Origin of the sequence: Treponema vincentii (assembly GCF_010365865.1) — a bacterium.
In the GTDB taxonomy this organism is placed as follows: domain Bacteria; phylum Spirochaetota; class Spirochaetia; order Treponematales; family Treponemataceae; genus Treponema.
In genome coordinates, this window is record NZ_CP048020.1 from 1,312,567 (window position 1) to 1,330,017 (window position 17,451).

The window sequence follows — 17,451 nt, forward strand, 5'->3', positions numbered from 1 at the left end:
ACAGACTGCAAATGAGTACCAAAGAGGACAGGGGAAATATGAACATAGTTGCCGGTATTGATTTAGGAACGCAAAGTTTAAAAGCGGTTTTATACGATTACGAACAAAAACGTATTGTCGCACAAGCATCCTGTCCTTTGGATTTGATTTCCAAAGAGGACGGAACCCGCGAACAAAAAACCGAATGGTACGATGCGGCATTAAAAAGCGTCTTTGAAAAACTTCCGTGTGAATTGCGTTCGCAGATACAGGCCGTCGGCGTCTCTGGTCAGCAGCATGGCTTTGTCCCTCTTGATAAAGACGGACAAGCTCTTTATAACGTAAAACTGTGGAACGATACGTCAACCGCCGAAGAATGCCGCATCTTAACCGATAAAGCAGGAGGTAATGCCGAAGTTATAAAAGAAGTCGGCAACCTCATGTTACCCGGCTTTACTGCTCCCAAGATATTGTGGTTAAAAAAACATTTTCCCGACGGATGGAAAAACGTGCGCTATATTTTGCTTCCGCATGATTACATCAATTACGTACTAACCGGAAGCTATGTTATGGAAGCTGGAGACGCCTCGGGGACAGCGCTGTTTAACCCTGTAAAACGCAGATGGTCGCGTACACTCTGTTCTCTTATCGATGAAGGCTTATACGATTTACTTGCGCCTCTTATCGCTTCGGATACAAAAGCCGGAACGGTATCGCAGAAAGCCGCCGGTCTTTTAGGGATTCCTGAAGGTATCCCGGTTTCTTCCGGCGGCGGGGATAATATGATGGGGGCAATCGGGACGGGGACGGTCAGCGACGGCTTTTTAACGATGAGTATGGGGACGTCGGGAACACTCTACGGTTATTCGGACAAGCCCATCGCCGACCCCGAACACGGTCTATCGGGCTTTTGTTCCTCAACGGGCGGATGGCTTCCGCTTTTGTGTACGATGAACTGCACGGTTGCAACCGAACGAATCCGTTCTCTCTTCGGCTTACCGGTAGCCGAGTTCAACCGTCTTGCTGCAGCAGCTGAGCCGGGCGCTCAAGGAGTACGGGTTCTTCCCTTTTTTAACGGAGAGCGTACACCGAATTTACCGAAAGGAAGGGCAAGCATCACCGGTCTTACGATGACAAATTCGAATAAGGAAAACATTTGCCGTGCTGCAATGGAAAGCGCTGTCTTCGCCCTGAAAGGAGGCTTGGACGCCTTTAAAAAATTGGGTTTTGAACCGAAAGAAATACGGCTTATAGGAGGCGGCGCAAAAAGTCCCTTATGGAGGCAAATCGCCGCGGATATTATGAATGTGTCGGTCAGCGTTCCCGTATCGGAAGAAGCTGCCGCAATGGGCGCTGCCGTGCAAGCGCTGTGGTGTCTTGAAGGCGGTACGCCCGAGCGGATAAAGAGCCTTTGCGCCGAACACATTCAGTTGAGTAAAGAAAAATCGGCGGAACCGGGCAACGCAGTTTGCGAATACGAACAGGCGTACCGCGATTATAATGAGATTTTGGGGCAGCTGACGCCCCTCTATATACACGGCTAAATTTTTTGAAAGTTGACACTTTCTGCAAAGATTTTTATAGGAGGTTATATGTCATATTTTAAAGGAAGTACCGAATACTTTCCCGGTATCGGTAAAATAAGGTTTGAGGGAAAACAATCGAAAAACCCGCTCGCATTTAAATACTACGATGAAAATAAAATCGTTTTAGGTAAGCCGATGAAAGAGCATTTGCGTTTTGCAATAGCCTACTGGCATTCTTTTTGCGCTGCAGGAGAAGATCCCTTTGGGGCGGGAACAATGAAGTTTCCGTGGAACAGCAGCACCGATGCGATGACAAACGCCGAAAACAAAGCGGATGCGGCTTTTGAGTTTATTACTAAAATCGGAGCGCCCTATTATTGCTGGCATGACCGGGATATAAGCCCTGAAGGGAAAAGTCCTGCCGAAAGTGAAAAAAATCTTATAAAAATTACCGACGGTCTGTATGAGCGGCAAAAAGAAACCGGCGTAAAACTCTTGTGGGGAACGGCCAATGTATTCAGTAATCCGCGCTATATGAATGGGGCTGCGACAAACCCGCAGTTTGACATTGTAGCCCACGCTGCAGCTCAGGTGAAATGCGCAATAGATGCAACGATAAAGCTCGGCGGGCAAGGCTACACCTTTTGGGGCGGACGTGAAGGCTATATGTCGCTGTTGAATACCGACATGCAGGCTGAAAAAGAACACCTCGCCCGTTTTTTAACGATGGCACGCGATTATGCGCGTAAGCAGGGCTTTACCGGCTGTTTTTATATCGAGCCGAAACCGATGGAGCCGACAAAACATCAATATGACTTCGATGCGGAAACAGTGATAGGCTTTTTGCGTACCTACGGTTTGGAAAAGGATTTTAAACTGAATATTGAAGCAAATCATGCGGAGCTTGCAGGGCACGACTTTTACCATGAATTATCGGTATGTGTTGATGCGGGGATGCTCGGTTCCATCGATGCGAATCGCGGTGATAGCCGAAACGGCTGGGATACCGACCAATTCCCTTCGAGCATATATGAAACGGCCTTGGCTATGCGGGCGGTGCTGCGTATGGGCGGCTTTAAAACGGGCGGCTTAAACTTTGATGCAAAGCGCAGAAGAAATTCGACCGCACCGGAAGACTTATTTATCGCACATATCGGTGGTATGGATATGTTTGCACTGGGCTTGGAAAAAGCTGCTGCCCTTATTGAAGACGGGCGAATCGATGCATTGGTTAAAGAACGTTATGCATCTTTTGCAGAGGGAAAGGGCGCCGAATTTGCGGCGGGCAAAATGACCATGGAAAGTCTTGCTGCCCTTGCCGAATCCTATGATACGGTGCATCCTGCTTCGGGTAAACAGGAATTATACGAAAACATCCTCAACGAAGTTATTTTTAACGGATAAACGGTGTCGGTTACCATAAAAGATATCGCGGCGGACCGTGTACTGCATAAACGTATGGGAGTAAATCCCGAAGTGGCGCAAAGAGTCCGCCTCATTGCCGATGAACTGGGATTTGCACCGAATATGGCAGGAAAAATTCTTGCCGCCCGTAAACAGCCGATAAAATTCGGCTGTTTACTTCCCGATGTGGGAAATCCTTTTTTTGACGGTATTATTGCCGGTTTTCACCGTGCGGAAAAAGAATTAAGCGATTTCGGAGTGTCCCTTCACATAGAACATATAAAAGGCTTTGATATCGCTACTCATATCCATACGATTGAAAAATTAGCTTCCATGAATCTTTCAGGCGTATGTATTGCCACTATGGATATCCCCGAAGTTCAATATACCGTACAAAGGCTTATCGAAAAAGGAATACCGGTTATCAGTGTCAATACCGATATTCCTGATACCGATCGTCTATGCTATGTGGGACCTGATTATACAAACGGAGGAAACACCGCCGCCGGTTTATTGTCGTTGTTAACAAAGAGCGAATTGAACATTTTAATAGTTACCGGCTCTTTTCATATTCGCGGTCATAATGAACGCATTCAAGGCTTTATCCAAGGTTTAATTGAAAGAAAATCTTCTTATACGGTTTTAAGTACCTTTGAATCACTTGATGACGATACGTATGCATACGAAACGACAATGAGCGCATTGGAAAAATATCCGGAAACAAACTGCATATTTATTGCCGCCGCTGGGGTTGAAGGGGTCTGTAAGGCAGTCGATCGATGGCATAAAGATTCGGGAAACAGAAAAAAGCCCTCTATTTTATCATTTGACGATATTCCGGCAACAAAGCGTTTGGTGAAAGACGGATTTATTGATTTTACCATTTGCCAGGAACCTGAACAGCAAGGATATATGGCTGTTTCAAAATTGTTCTCGTATTTAATGGCCGAAAAAAAATGCACCCCGCAGGATTATATAACGTCTACAATTATAAAAATCAAAGAAAATATATAGGGCACATCTCGTCATTTAATGCTGCTGAGCAAAATATTGAGCACTTGTACTCCAATGCTCTGCGCCGTATATTTTCAAAAGACTTGAGTCTTGACATAACGATGAATATTTTAGATGATGCCGCAATGGAGAGTGGGAGTGCGGTGAAATTTACCAGATCCTATTTGCAGACGCTGTCTACGGATGCTCTTTTTGCGCTGGCCGACCGATATGGGTTGTTTTTGTCATCCGATTTGACTCGGTACCTTTTGATCAGTGAATTACTTGATCTTGATGACGGTTTCGCGAATGATGATGATAGTGTTGACCCTATTTTGGCATCAACACGACCTCAAGAAGCAGCATACGGCTATAACATGACCGAGATAAGGGTTGTCTTAAAGAATCCGCTGTGGTTTTTTGTCTTTTGGGATTTTCATAAACGTCTTTTTACCGAATTGACGGAAGCAAAAGATTTTTCTTTTTTTTCACTTCGCGTGCATTCTCTCGACCTTGAAAACCCTTTAAAATCTTCAGACTTTTTTGATATACAGGTACCAAAGGAAGACCGCAGGCGCTATGTGCATGTTTCTTTTGATGAATACTTGCACCGTATCGACTTAATGGCTCATTTTACGAACGGTCGTGAGCAAATATTGTCGCAATCGAATGTTGTCGGTATGCGGCGAAAGAATATTCCGCAACGGCTTTGCATTTCGCAAAATGCAGTGAATAAGATAATCGGTTTATCAGGATTGACCTCTTTAAAAAAGTCCCACTTTCGGCATTACCGGCAGGCTTTTAGATAGAAAAGCAAGGAAACTATTCCAAAACTGAAGTTTTTGGATAATCCTACGCAGCCCTATGTTCGGAGAACAGTATATTCGAGGTACTCGATGATTAAAAAGACATTACTTTTAATTTTTCATGCTCACGTACCATATATCCGCCAATCGGATGAGAACGAACCGCTCGAAGCGGCACAGTTGTATGAGATGCTGTCATACGGTCTTTTGCCGTTCTTACGAATGTGCAGACGTTTGGATTCCGATGCCGTTTCGTTTAAATGCGCGCTGGTAATTTCTCCGCTTTTGTGTGAAATGCTAAAATCTTCCTTGTGGCAAGAGCGGTACGGTGTGTATTTGGATCGGCATATAACATTTGCACAACAGGAATTAAAGCGGACATCCGGAACTGCCCGTGAAGATATTGTCAGGATGTACCTTGAATTTTTAACGCTTAATCGAGAAGATTTTCATACCCGTTATAAAAAAGATATTTTGAGCGGAATAAATTTCTTTGTTGCCAAGGGATGCATTGAACTGCTTGCGACATCGGCAACACCATGCTTTTTCCCGTTTTATCAGGATATGCCGGAAGCGCTTACCGCACAGATTGAACAAGGCCTCAGTAGTTTTCGGGAGGATTTTGAGGCGGTGCCTGCAGGGTTTTGGCTTCCGTCAATGGGATATGATACGGGATTAGACAGCATTATCAAGTCTTATGGTATCGATTATACCGTATTGGAAGGTCAGAGTTTCTTATTTGCCGATCGACCGCCGGTAAATGGTGTCTTTTCCGCCGCCATAGGCGAAAGCGGTTTGGCGTTCTTAGGGAAAGACAGTACAGCGTGTGCTGATGTTACCAATCCCGAAACAGGGTTTTATCTGCACCCCGATTACCTCGATACCGATAAAGACGTCGGCTTCGAATTTGATGAACAAGCGCTTTCACCTCTGTTCGATGTGAAAAAAGGGCGGCGTGCAACGGGATTTTGCTATCACCGGCGAGGTGGCGGCGAATATAACGCAGCGGCAGGCGTACTGCAAGCGGAAAAGGATGCCGAACGGTTTATTGCAAACCGTAATGCGGTATTAACGGAAGCTATGGAATTGCTCGGTACCGATACCGATCCGCTGTGCTCGGTTTCCGTATTGCCGCTCAGGTTTCTCGGCAAAACGTGGATGGAAGGAATGCGATGGCTGGAAGCAGTGTTTTGCAAAGTTGCGCAGCGGCGTGATATGCAGTGCGCATTACCGACCGAATACCTTAAAAAAGTGCGGCGGATACAGAGTATTAATCCTTTTTATGCTTCCAACCTGCCGAGCGGGTATGCTGATGAACTGATTAACAGCTCTAACGATTGGATGTTTCCTCGTATTCAAAAGGCGACCGAACGGATGATCGACCTCGCAGGACGTTTCCGGAACGATCAAGGCCTTAAAGAGCGGATGCTGAATATGGCAGCGAGAGAACTGCTACTTGCGCAGTCGACCGATTGGCCGCTGATGGCGGATGCCCAAATCTCCGCCGACTATGCCGCCGCGGAGTGTGAGGAGCATCTTGCCGCCTTTACCGATGTATATGATTCGCTCGGTTCGGGCTCGATCGGTACCGACCGGTTGATTAAGAGAGAAAAAGAATATCCGATATTTTCGGATATGAATTATCGTTTTTTCATATCATAGGAAAGTTTTTATGGAGGTAGAAAATGAAATTAGTGCTTATACGGCATGGCGAAAGTGAATGGAACAAGTTGAACCTGTTTACCGGTTGGACTGATGTGGAATTATCGGACAAGGGCGTAGAGGAAGCGAAGGAAGGCGGAAAGGCGCTTGCCGCAGCCGGTTTTGACTTTGATATCTGCTATACCTCATACTTAAAGCGAGCAATCCATACGCTGCAATTCGTATTGGATGAGCTTGACCGCAATTGGCTCCCTGTCGTTAAAACATGGAAACTGAACGAACGGCATTACGGCGATCTGCAAGGATTGAACAAGGCTGAAACGGCTGAAAAATACGGGGAGGCGCAGGTAAAAATTTGGCGCCGTTCCTTCGATATTGCGCCGCCTGTTCTTTCGGAAGACGATGCACGCTGCCCGTATCTCCAAACCGCATACCGTGGTGTCGATAAGGCGGAGTTGCCCCGTACCGAAAGCTTGAAAGATACCATTGCACGAGCTGTTCCGTATTTTGAATCGGTCATTAAAAAGGATATGCTGGCAGGTAAGCGCGTATTGATTGCCGCGCACGGTAATTCGCTGCGGGCGCTCATTAAATACTTTGAACATTTGAGCGACGAGGAGATTGTGCAGGTAAATCTGCCGACGGGCGTTCCCCTCGTCTATGAATTTGATGTTAATTTTAATGTGGTGAGCAAGGCCTATTTGGGAGATCAGGAAAAAATCAATGCCAAGATCAACGCCGTTGCGAACCAAGGCAAGGCGAAGTAAACGTTAATTTAATCTTTATCATGCAAGAAAATGAAACACAAAACAGCGCACACGTGAATAAACTCATCGTTAAAGGTGCGCGCGAGCACAATCTCAAAAACATCGATGTGGAGCTGCCCCGCGACAAGCTCATTGTGGTGTCGGGGCTTTCCGGTTCGGGAAAAAGCTCCCTTGCCTTTGATACCATCTTTGCCGAGGGGCAGCGGCGGTATGTGGAATCCCTTTCGGCGTATGCGCGGCAGTTCTTAGACCGGATGGATAAGCCCGATGTCGATTATATCGAAGGCTTGTCTCCGGCTATTTCCATAGAACAAAAGACTACGCACCGTAATCCGCGCTCGACGGTCGGCACGGTAACGGAAATTTACGACTACTACCGCCTCCTGTATGCCCGAACGGGGCATCCGCATTGTCCGCAGTGCGGGAAAGAAATTCAGGAGCAAACAGTCGATCAAATTATCGATGCGATTATGAGCTGGGAAGACCGTACCCGTGTTCAAATCCTCGCGCCGATTATCAAGGGCAAAAAGGGCGAACACCAGAAGATTATCGAAGACGCCCAAAAGGCGGGTTTTCTCCGTGCGCGCATCGACGGACTGACGGTTAATTTGGAAGACGGCGTTAAGCTCGATAAACAAAAGAAACACACTATAGAGATTATCGTAGACCGTATTCAGCTGTCCGCCGATGCCCGCAAACGCCTTTCGGAGTCGGTGGAAACTGCATTGGAAAGTTCCGGTGGGACGCTAATAGCGTTGCGGCAAAAGACTGCGGATGATCCGATAACGGAAGTGTTCTTTTCGCAAAAAAATGCCTGTCCCGACTGCGGTATTTCGATGCCAGATTTGCAGCCGCGCCTTTTTTCGTTTAATAACCCTTACGGCGCTTGCCCCGAATGTACCGGATTGGGGCTTAAACAGCATTTCGACTTTAAGCTGATAGTGCCGGACACCTCGCTTTCCTTTAACGAGGGGGCGTTCTTGCCCTATAATCCCGATTCCGCATGGAACCGCGCCCGTTTTGAAGCGCTTGCCCGCCGCTTCGGCTTTTCGCTCGACACGCCGGTAAAGGAACTATCAAAAAAAGAGCTAAAGATCATTATGGACGGCTCCGGCCTTGAACCGATTGAATTTGTGTACGAACGGCAGGACGGGTCGGGTAAGTCGAAGTACCGCCGTCCGTGGCTCGGCATCTATGCTGACATGCAGCGCCGGTATAACGAAGCGTATTCGGCAGCGCAGCGGGAATCCTATGAAAAATACATGGCGGTTACGACGTGCGAGCACTGCGGCGGTAAGCGTTTAAAACCGGAAGCCTTAGCCGTTACCGTCGGCGGTAAAAATATTTACGAGTTAAGCAGCCTTTCCGTCGGCGATTCAATTACGTTTTTGGAAAGGCTCAAGCTGACCGCTACGGAAAAAACCATCGCGCATCAAATTCTAAAAGAGATAACCTCCCGCCTCCAGTTTATGAAAAACGTGGGGCTTGACTACATCACCCTTGAACGGAAGGCAGCGACGCTGTCCGGCGGAGAATCGCAGCGGATACGGCTTGCAACCCAAATCGGCTCCAGCTTAATCGGAGTGCTGTACATCCTTGACGAACCGTCCATCGGATTGCACCAGCGGGATAATCAGCGGCTGATCGACACACTGCTGTACCTGCGCAACCTCGGCAATACGCTCATCGTAGTAGAACACGACGAGCAAACCCTCCGCGTCGCCGACTACATCGTAGACCTAGGTCCAGGCGCAGGGGTGCACGGCGGCGCTGTCGTAGCGGCGGGGACTCCCGATGAGGTGATGCAGGTAAAGGAAAGCCTTACCGGTCAGTACCTTGCGGGAACCCTCTGCATGGAACTCCCCGCAGAACGGCGGAAAGGAAACGGCTCCTTTTTAACCTTACAGGGAGTAACCGAGCATAATTTAAAGAATGTTTCGGTTTCCATCCCGCTCGGAGCCTTTACCTGCATCACCGGCGTTTCCGGTTCGGGAAAGTCCACGCTCCTTTCGGATGTACTGTACCCCGCCGTATCCAATGCGCTGATGCGCAGCGGTCTGCCGGAGGGCGCATACAAAAAGATAAAAGGGCTTGAGCATATCGATAAGGTCATCAATATCGACCAAAGCCCGATCGGCAGAACGCCCCGCTCGAACCCTGCGACCTATGTAGAGGTGTTTACCGCGATTCGCGACCTGTTTGCAAACTTGCCGGAAGCCAAAGCGCGGGGCTATAAGCCGGGACGTTTTTCGTTTAATGTGCGGGGCGGCCGCTGCGAGCACTGTCAGGGTGACGGCGCAATCGCAATCGAAATGAACTTTTTACCCGACGTGTATATCACCTGCGATGTGTGCCGCGGCAAACGGTTTAACAAAGAAACGCTCGATGTCCGGTATAAGGGGAAGAACATCTCCGACGTGCTCGAGATGACCATCGAAGAAGCCGCCGAGTTCTTTGCTCCCGTGCCGCAAATTGCCCGCAAAATGCAAACCCTCCTTTCGGTAGGGCTCGGCTATATCCGCCTCGGGCAATCGGCGCTTACCTTGTCGGGCGGCGAAGCGCAGCGGGTTAAACTGGCGCACGAGCTTTCCAAGCGTTCGACGGGGAAAACGCTCTATATTTTGGACGAGCCGACAACGGGACTGCATTTTGCAGATGTCAAACAGCTGATGGAGGTTATTCAACGGCTGGTGGATCAGGGGAATACCGCCCTTATGATCGAGCACAACCTCGACGTCATCCTGCAAGCCGACCACATTATTGACCTCGGCCCTGAAGGAGGTTCCCGCGGCGGTACCGTTATTGCGGAAGGCACGCCGGAAGAAGTTGCCGAAGTGAAAAATTCCTACACGGGATTTTACATTAAAGAGATGCTTGACCGACAGCGGCAAAAAAGCTCATAGGTTTTTATAGACAGCCGTATAATGAAAAAGCCGCTTGTTTCCGTTTTTTGCCTTTTTTTATTCATTCTCTCTTCTCCCTCTGCGCAGATTGCGAAAGAGCCGAAAGTTATTACCATCAATTCAGTGCGCGTGATGGAGGTATTCAAAAAAGAGAATAAGGCGCAATACAGTACCAAACCGGATAAAACCGATAAGAAAAAAGATACAAATAGCAGTGAAGATAAAACAGAATCTCCGACAGAACAAACCGCCGGTACGGAAAATATCTCCGACACTCAGACATCGGTAACAACCGAAGAGGCGCAAAAAGCCGTTGAGGAAAAAAAAGACGACATTATTGTGTTTACCGGCGGTGTTTCTCTTTCGGTAAAAGACGGCTCTACCGTTTCAACAATCGAATCGGATAAATTAGTGTATAATCGCTCCGAAAATACCATTGAGGCGGAAGGGAATGTTCACTACAGTAGAAAGAGCGGCGGTTCCGATGGGGCGGAAGAATTCATCGGCGAATTACTGCTATTCAATATCGACGAGATGGAAGGTATATTCCTTGACGGTACGATCAAACAGGCACCTCGGAAACAAGGGCAATCCCCTTTTACAATTCAGTCGGCAACGGTTGGTCGTGATTCGAGCGGTGTAATCGGATTTAAAGATGCCGTGCTAAGTACCAACCCCGATCCGGACGAAGAACCGTTGTGGTCTATCCGTGCAAGTCGGATTTGGATGTTACCGGGTAATGAACTGGCATTTGCTAACGGTTATTTCTCCATTGGAATTGTGCCGATATTGTATCTACCGTTTTTTTATCATCCTGCCGATGAAATGCTTTTCCATCCCGTATTCGGCTTTCGAAACCGTGAGGGATATTTTCTTCAAACAACAACATATCTTCTTGGGCGTAAACCGCTTGATACCGATTCCAAAAAATCCGGTTCTTTTTCTAATTTTATGAAAAGTGATCGGCTTAAAAAACAAGAACGAATCGGTTTGTTTTTTAAAAACATGGAAGAAGATGAAACCGATATAAGTTCTGCATATATTAAATTAATTGCAGATACCTATTCACAACTCGGCGGTTTAGTCGGCATAGAAGGAAAGACAATTCCTAAAAACACACCGATTAGACAGCTCGATTTTTCAGTTTTTTTCGGAATGTCTCGGACACTTTTTCCTCTGAATAGAATCGGTACCGGCGGTATCTCACATACTACTTATGATACACATGGAAAAAGGCACTACAATAAAGGTTTTTTTCTGGGAATGCAGCTGCCGTTTCGATACAGAGCGCATATTAATTTTGGAATTTCACAGGCGCCGTTTCAACTTTCGATAAGTGTGCCCCTTATTTCCGACCCTTATTTCAAGAAAGATTTTTTTGACCGATCGGAGGATATGAATTGGTTTAATTATCTTTTGAATAAAGAAAAATTAGCAAAAGGCGCCGATAGTATCGGACGTGAAAGCTCTTATTCTTGGAAGATAGACGGATCAATACGGCCATCATTTAGGAAAATCAGTCCATGGATCTCTTCATTTAATCTGGATACCGCATCTTTGACCGTTGATTTTTCTTCAAAAACTAAGCAATCAGTCACTGCTGAAGAGTTGTATGCTCCGCAGAGGGATTTCTTTTATCCTTCGCTTTTTAAACCGGAAGGAAAAATTTCAATTGCGGGAACTCTCCTATCCAATACTATGTTTAATCGAACACCGGTAAAAAAAATTCCTGATGTGGAAGGCATTGTACATCCGTTTATCACGCAGGATAAAGCACCGTCGGATAGCGAATCGGAAACTAAAACCGCCAATTCAAAACGGGATTTTTTTGATACTTTTATTCCTCTATTTAAACCGGTGTATGACAAAGAGTTCGATCATAGTATTGCATATTCGCTTAGTTATTCAGGTGATTTTTCTGCATTACAGGAAACAACCTTTGCTTCTTCGCAGTGGAATAATCCTGAAGATATAAGATGGAAAGACTATGAATCGCGATATTACCAATTGAAGGGGAGTGCAGGTTTAAAAGGTTCACTATCCTATTCGCAAAATCTTATTTCTCTCTCGAGTAACCTTGTCATTTCGGGAAATTATCAGCGTCATCCATGGACACGGGATGTGAGTAAAAAGCCGATTTTAGAACTAAACAACTTTAAAGCAAACGTGTACACATTAAAGAACGAAAACTCAGTAACCGTCAATCCATTCGTGTACACTGATTTATTTAAACCTGTGTCATTCAGCTGGAATATCACAGAAATTTTAGCAAAAAATACATTTATCGGTACTTATAGTAATCCTAAATGGGAAACACAGAGAGTAAAGTGGAATAAAGATTTTATTACTGCGCATACGGGGACAGCAGTATTCGGCGTTATACTCGCAGAAAAATATACGCAAAAAATTACTTTTTCTATGAATTTGCCGCCCCTCTTGCAAGCCTATACTACGTCGCTTAATGTGTCGTTTCCTTATGGCACATTTGCGGCCTCTACAAAGTTGTCCGAAAAAGAGCATTCAGCAAAAAAATGGGCTTGGGAGCCTTTCAAGGCAGACTTAACATGGGTGCTTCCTTATGATATACGGATTGCCCAAACCTATATCTATAATATCCAAGATAAGAGCAACGAGCGGCTGCATATCACCTTTGGGTGGAAATATATTTCCGCCTTTTATACCCAAAGCAGAGAAGTACCACAAAAGCTCGTACCGGGAAGCGGATGGGTATTGGATGGTACGGAAAAACGGTTTATCCCCTTTGCCTTGGGTTTTTCGTTTTCCAACACTTCCAATCCGTTTACTATTTATGCATGGAAAAACCGTATCAAAATACAGCTTGGATTGTCGTCAACTTTACAGTTTAATTTAGTCCGTATTACTGACAGCTATTTTACGTTTGCTCCTAAGATTATTTTTAATATCCATGAATTTTGGGATTTTTCTTTCGGTTCATCAAGCAGGAATGATGTCATTGCACGATATTTTCAAAAAGCGCTCAATTTGCCGGTTGTTATTCCCGGTAATACTAATATACTTACCGATTTGGCTCAGTCTTTTAATTTTTGGAACAGATCGAAACGGGAAGCCTCGGGATTTAAACTGCAATCACTGGATATCGGTTTTACCCACTACCTCAAGGATTGGAAATTAAAACTCAATTGTGAAATCAAACCTCAGTTAAAGAATGAAGGTTCCCGTAAATATTATGAATTTAGTCCGACCATCACTTTTGCGGTGGAATGGAATCCTATCGGCGATATAAAAGTTGAGGCAAAAAAGAAAGAAGGAAAATTCTCTGTCGAGCGTGGCGAACTACAATAGAGCATCTTCTAAAAACTCAGTAGCGATGTTTCGGCCAAAGCCGAAACTGGCTCTTTCCAGCGTACAAGGATGTACGCTGGAAAGAATATACCATAAATTAGTAGATCTTCAAAGGAATTATGAACGATACCTCCTATATTCAATGTGTAATGGGTAATGTGTAATCCGCTAAAGCGGAGGGTATTAAGCTCTCCGCACGAACAAAGTCATACCCGATAGAGTAACCATGGTTCTTTTTAAGCAACTAAGGTTCTTTTTGAGTTAAAAACATTTTTTTATAGAAGATTTTTGCTATTATACCTTAATTTCTTTTGTATCCATTTCTATCTATAATAATAGGGAGCCATTCTATGCGTAAAGCTTTTATCGTTTTAACCGGAATACTGTTTACTCTTTTGTTTGCAACATGTAAGCAGTTTACCGCAGATATAGACGACTATTTGAGTCGTTGGTCTTCCGAGGCCTTTATACAAAGCTCGACTATAGACAAGAAAACCTATAATGATGGAAGCAGTATCCCAAGTGTCGCTTCTGCGGATAAGGTTACCATTACGCTGAAAGTACAGAACCCCAAGTCGTTCCGGTTTGTTATACCGTCCGCGTCCGAAACAAGAAAGATTGTCGAGTTCGCTCATTTTGCAGGGACAAAACCCGTAGCCGGTACCGATTATGAGCTGATACAGCGTTCGGCGGATACCTTGAAGCTTGTATATAAAAAATCTTTTTTAGAAAACGCCGAATGGGGCGAAAAAGATATCTCGTCTACCATCACCCTGTATGCCAATGACGGACGGCCGCCGTTTAAACAAACCTTTACCATTCCTCTTAAAGTGAATACCCCACCTCCGAAGCCGGGCTATGCCGTTGCAAAAACGACGGGGACGACCGCTTATTACGTGCTGTGCATCACGGTACCGGATATGGATAAGACAGCAGGGGGGGGGCTTTTGCATAAAGACCTTGCCTGTATTGAGGTTAACGGAACACCCTATACCTTCTCGGTAGACGAGGGGCAGCATAAGTTTACAAAACCGGAAGGTCCGGTCTTTATTACACATTCCGATGTAGAAAAGCTGAGCAACCAGCCTAACGATGCTATTCCCACCGATAGCAGCTGGGTACTGTACTATAAAACCGATGTTAAGGTTGAATCCGGCGCTGCAAAAAAAGACTATACGATTAAACTTATAGACGAAAAAGGCTTAGCTTCTGACATAGTGAACGCAAGTACAAAACCGAATAAACCGGAAGCAGAAATTGTCCGCATCACGAAGGGAGAAAAGATTCCTGGAAGCGGAAGCGGAAGCAGCGACACTGATCCGATCATTATCGGTACCGATGGTGATAAAGCAGAAATACGTATAGCTTCCGCAACGGCAAATACGACGGTACACTGTACGCGTACTGATACCGGCACATCTATTCCATACGACGGCAATCCCGTTACCGTACCGCTTCCGTTAAACGGCGGCAATGAAAAGCAGTACAAGCTGGAGTATTACACGGACGGCACAGGCTTTGCTGCAACGCCGGTAAAAACGATTTATTATAAGGTTGTGAAGGCTCACACGGTAACCTACCGCGTAGAAATCGTAGACGAAGTAGCGGGAGGAACAATTGAAACCGGATCAAGTGGGCAAAAGACGAGCGGTACCGTTTCGGTTGCGCACGGGAATTCGGTAACCTTTACCGCGAAGTCCGATACAAACTGGAACGTTGCCGGCTGGAAAAAGAACAATGACGAAGTAAACGGAACGAACGGCGCCTATACGCTTTCAAATGTAACCGCAGATAAAACCGTAACGGTGAAATTTTACCAGTCGACCTTAAAGAATCCGGCAACGTGGAAAGACCTTGCGCGTGCAGTTAAAAGTGCACCCGATAACGCTACCCTTACCATAGACGGCGAAATAAAGGCGACGAGCGATGCCGGCAACAACGGCGAAATCGTTATCAACAAAAACCTGACGATTAAAAGGGCGAACGGCGCATCATCCGCTGTGATCGACGCAAACAAAAGCACCGGCAGCAAACCGAAGCACCGCATTTTCAAGGTGGAAAGCGGCAAAACGCTCACGCTGGAAAACCTGACGCTTAAAAATGGTAAGGCTGAGGGATCCGATGGACCCGGCGACGGAGGTGCAATTTACGTACATGGTGCAAGTGTCAAAATAACAGGCTGCACCCTTACGGACAACACGGCGAACAAGAATGGTGGCGCAGTGTATGCAACAAAACGCGGCGATAATGCTGCGCACGTAACAATCAGCGGCGGTTCCATCAACGGCAACACGGTGACCATCAACTCTGGCTTCGGCGGTGGCATCTATATCAACGATGGCTGTGAATTGACGCTTAAAGACAACGTAACGGTTAAGGACAACAAGGCCGCGAGGGGCGGCGGTGTGCGTGCAAACAAGTCAACCGTTACCATGAACGGCTGTACCTTTGAGGGTAATAAATCGACACACGGCGACGCGTCAAACGGCTGCGGCGGGGTGTATGTCAACGGGGGAACCGTCACCATGCAAAGCTGTACCCTTAAGAGCAACGATGGAAAGGTGAGGGCTGGCGGCCTGCTGGTCGAGGGGGGCGCAAAGGTTACCATGGATGGCTGCACAATTACGGGCAACACGGCGACCACAGGAGGCGGCATCTATATCACCGGAGGCAGCAGCATCGTAACGCTTAACAACGGCGTACAGATTAAGGACAACACGGCGACCACAGGAGGCGGCGTTTATGTACAGGACGGAACCTTTAAGATGAGCGGATCCGCAATCGTTACCCCATCTACCGGATCTGATCAATATACGCCAGGTAAAAACGATGTGTACTTGAAGACCGGACAGGCGATAACCGTTGACGGAACCTTGTCAAACAACCCAGCTGCACGCATTACGCCGGAAGAGTACAAGGAGAATGTGCCAGTACTTAGGGGCGGTTCAGGCGTAACTCTTAAAAATGAAACGGGTAAGTTCATTGTACCGCCGCAGAAAGTTACGGTGGAATCGGAGGACTGGAATGTATTTTGGTATATTGCTGACAACGGTAACTTGAAAGCAGAAGTCGAGAATTCTTCACTGTTGCAGGAAGTAATTAGTAGTAGACCCAACAATACGCCCTTTATTATAAAGCTGGGGAATATCGACGACCTTCAAACGGTTGAAATACCGGGTCATAAAAAGATTATGCTCAAGGCAGATAGAGACGTAACCTTAACATGTCCTAACAATGGGCATGACCACTATAAACACTTGCAGGTACAAAGAGATGCGACGTTAATATTAGAAGGTAAGATAAAACTGCAAGGCGCCGACTACGGCGATAAGGACCACTACGCGCTCTGTGTAGAAAAGGACGGCAACGCGGAAATCAAAGACGGCGTAACAATTACCGGCTTTAAAAATACCGGAAGAGGTACTGTGTTTGTAGACGGAAATCTTACCATGTCAGGCGGAACAATTACCGGCAACAAAGCCCGCAATAAAGGCGACGGCACTGCATACGATGACGGCAAGGGCGGCGGCGTGTATATATGTCCCGACAGAAGTTTTACGATGACTGGCGGAACGATTTCCGACAACGAAGCCGGCAATGGCGGCGGCGTATACGTGAGCGCGGACGGCCCTCAGTATATATACGGCAATTTTATAATGAAAGGCGGAACGATTAAAAACAACAAAGCCACCGTGAGCAGCGTCTATTCCTACATCGAATATACCGGCCATGGCGGCGGCGTATGCACACAGGGCAATTTTGAGATGAGAGGCGGAACAATTACCGGGAATCAATCAGAGAGAAACTGCAAGGCGGTGCAACTTGAGCACGACTTTTACTGGTACGGCGGCGACATAAAGGATAACGGAGGCGCTAATCAGACAGTTAGCGGCATAAGGGCAGTTGCCGATAGAAACGGCGGTCTCTACTATTTTCACAACAGTACAAAAAATCCGCACAAGGAGCCAAGCTAAGGGGGGGGATTTGACAACGGCGCAAAGTCCGCATTGCGGACTTTGCGCATACTTCCTAAGTACAGTTTTCAACACGAGTTTTGGCAGGCTTACGCTTACCAAAACATTGATTA

At 46.5% G+C, this 17,451-nt stretch carries 9 protein-coding genes; all 9 read left to right on the forward strand.

What is annotated here, in order from left to right; translation table 11 throughout:
* Window positions 1–11: 11 nt before the first annotated feature.
* The 9 genes from xylB (at window position 12) to GWP43_RS06220 (ending at window position 17,338) form a co-directional block, all read left to right on the forward strand.
* The gene (gene xylB, locus GWP43_RS06180) at window positions 12–1,523 is read left to right on the forward strand and encodes a xylulokinase (protein ID WP_230978106.1); all 1,512 of its coding nucleotides are present in this window, start codon (window positions 12–14) and stop codon (window positions 1,521–1,523) included.
* A 48-nt stretch (window positions 1,524–1,571) separates the two neighbouring features.
* Complete coding sequence (gene xylA / locus GWP43_RS06185; protein ID WP_162663432.1) at window positions 1,572–2,909, forward strand: xylose isomerase; 1,338 nt, start codon at window positions 1,572–1,574, stop codon at window positions 2,907–2,909.
* Window positions 2,910–2,963: 54 nt separating this feature from the next.
* Window positions 2,964–3,923, forward strand: a complete 960-nt coding sequence (locus GWP43_RS06190) for a LacI family DNA-binding transcriptional regulator (protein ID WP_162663433.1) — start codon at window positions 2,964–2,966, stop codon at window positions 3,921–3,923.
* Window positions 3,924–4,066: 143 nt separating this feature from the next.
* Window positions 4,067–4,711 (forward strand): DUF4912 domain-containing protein, encoded by a 645-nt coding sequence (locus GWP43_RS06195; protein ID WP_230978107.1) that lies wholly within the window; start codon window positions 4,067–4,069, stop codon window positions 4,709–4,711.
* An 87-nt stretch (window positions 4,712–4,798) separates the two neighbouring features.
* Window positions 4,799–6,370 (forward strand): 1,4-alpha-glucan branching protein domain-containing protein, encoded by a 1,572-nt coding sequence (locus GWP43_RS06200; protein WP_162663435.1) that lies wholly within the window; start codon window positions 4,799–4,801, stop codon window positions 6,368–6,370.
* A gap of 23 nt (window positions 6,371–6,393) precedes the next feature.
* The gene (gene gpmA, locus GWP43_RS06205; protein WP_162663436.1) at window positions 6,394–7,137 is read left to right on the forward strand and encodes a 2,3-diphosphoglycerate-dependent phosphoglycerate mutase; all 744 of its coding nucleotides are present in this window, start codon (window positions 6,394–6,396) and stop codon (window positions 7,135–7,137) included.
* Between the two features lie 20 nt (window positions 7,138–7,157).
* Window positions 7,158–10,040: an excinuclease ABC subunit UvrA gene (gene uvrA, locus GWP43_RS06210; RefSeq protein WP_162663437.1), complete on the forward strand. Its 2,883-nt coding sequence runs from the start codon at window positions 7,158–7,160 to the stop codon at window positions 10,038–10,040.
* Window positions 10,041–10,061: 21 nt separating this feature from the next.
* A complete protein-coding gene (locus GWP43_RS06215; RefSeq protein ID WP_162663438.1) occupies window positions 10,062–13,364 on the forward strand; it encodes an LPS-assembly protein LptD in 3,303 nt (1,100 codons plus the stop codon).
* Window positions 13,365–13,714: 350 nt separating this feature from the next.
* On the forward strand, window positions 13,715–17,338 hold the full coding sequence (locus tag GWP43_RS06220) for a right-handed parallel beta-helix repeat-containing protein (protein ID WP_162663439.1): 3,624 nt from the start codon (window positions 13,715–13,717) through the stop codon (window positions 17,336–17,338).
* Window positions 17,339–17,451: the final 113 nt, after the last annotated feature.

Bases quoted from the DNA above. Each gene is read 5' to 3' on its own strand.
- xylB (WP_230978106.1), top strand. From the start codon at position 12: ATGAGTACCAAAGAGGACAGGGGAAATATGAACATAGTTGCCGGTATT.
- xylA (WP_162663432.1), top strand. From the start codon at position 1,572: ATGTCATATTTTAAAGGAAGTACCGAATACTTTCCCGGTATCGGTAAA.
- GWP43_RS06190 (WP_162663433.1), top strand. From the start codon at position 2,964: ATGGGAGTAAATCCCGAAGTGGCGCAAAGAGTCCGCCTCATTGCCGAT.
- GWP43_RS06200 (WP_162663435.1), top strand. From the start codon at position 4,799: ATGATTAAAAAGACATTACTTTTAATTTTTCATGCTCACGTACCATAT.
- gpmA (WP_162663436.1), top strand. From the start codon at position 6,394: ATGAAATTAGTGCTTATACGGCATGGCGAAAGTGAATGGAACAAGTTG.
- uvrA (WP_162663437.1), top strand. From the start codon at position 7,158: ATGCAAGAAAATGAAACACAAAACAGCGCACACGTGAATAAACTCATC.
- GWP43_RS06215 (WP_162663438.1), top strand. From the start codon at position 10,062: ATGAAAAAGCCGCTTGTTTCCGTTTTTTGCCTTTTTTTATTCATTCTC.
- GWP43_RS06220 (WP_162663439.1), top strand. From the start codon at position 13,715: ATGCGTAAAGCTTTTATCGTTTTAACCGGAATACTGTTTACTCTTTTG.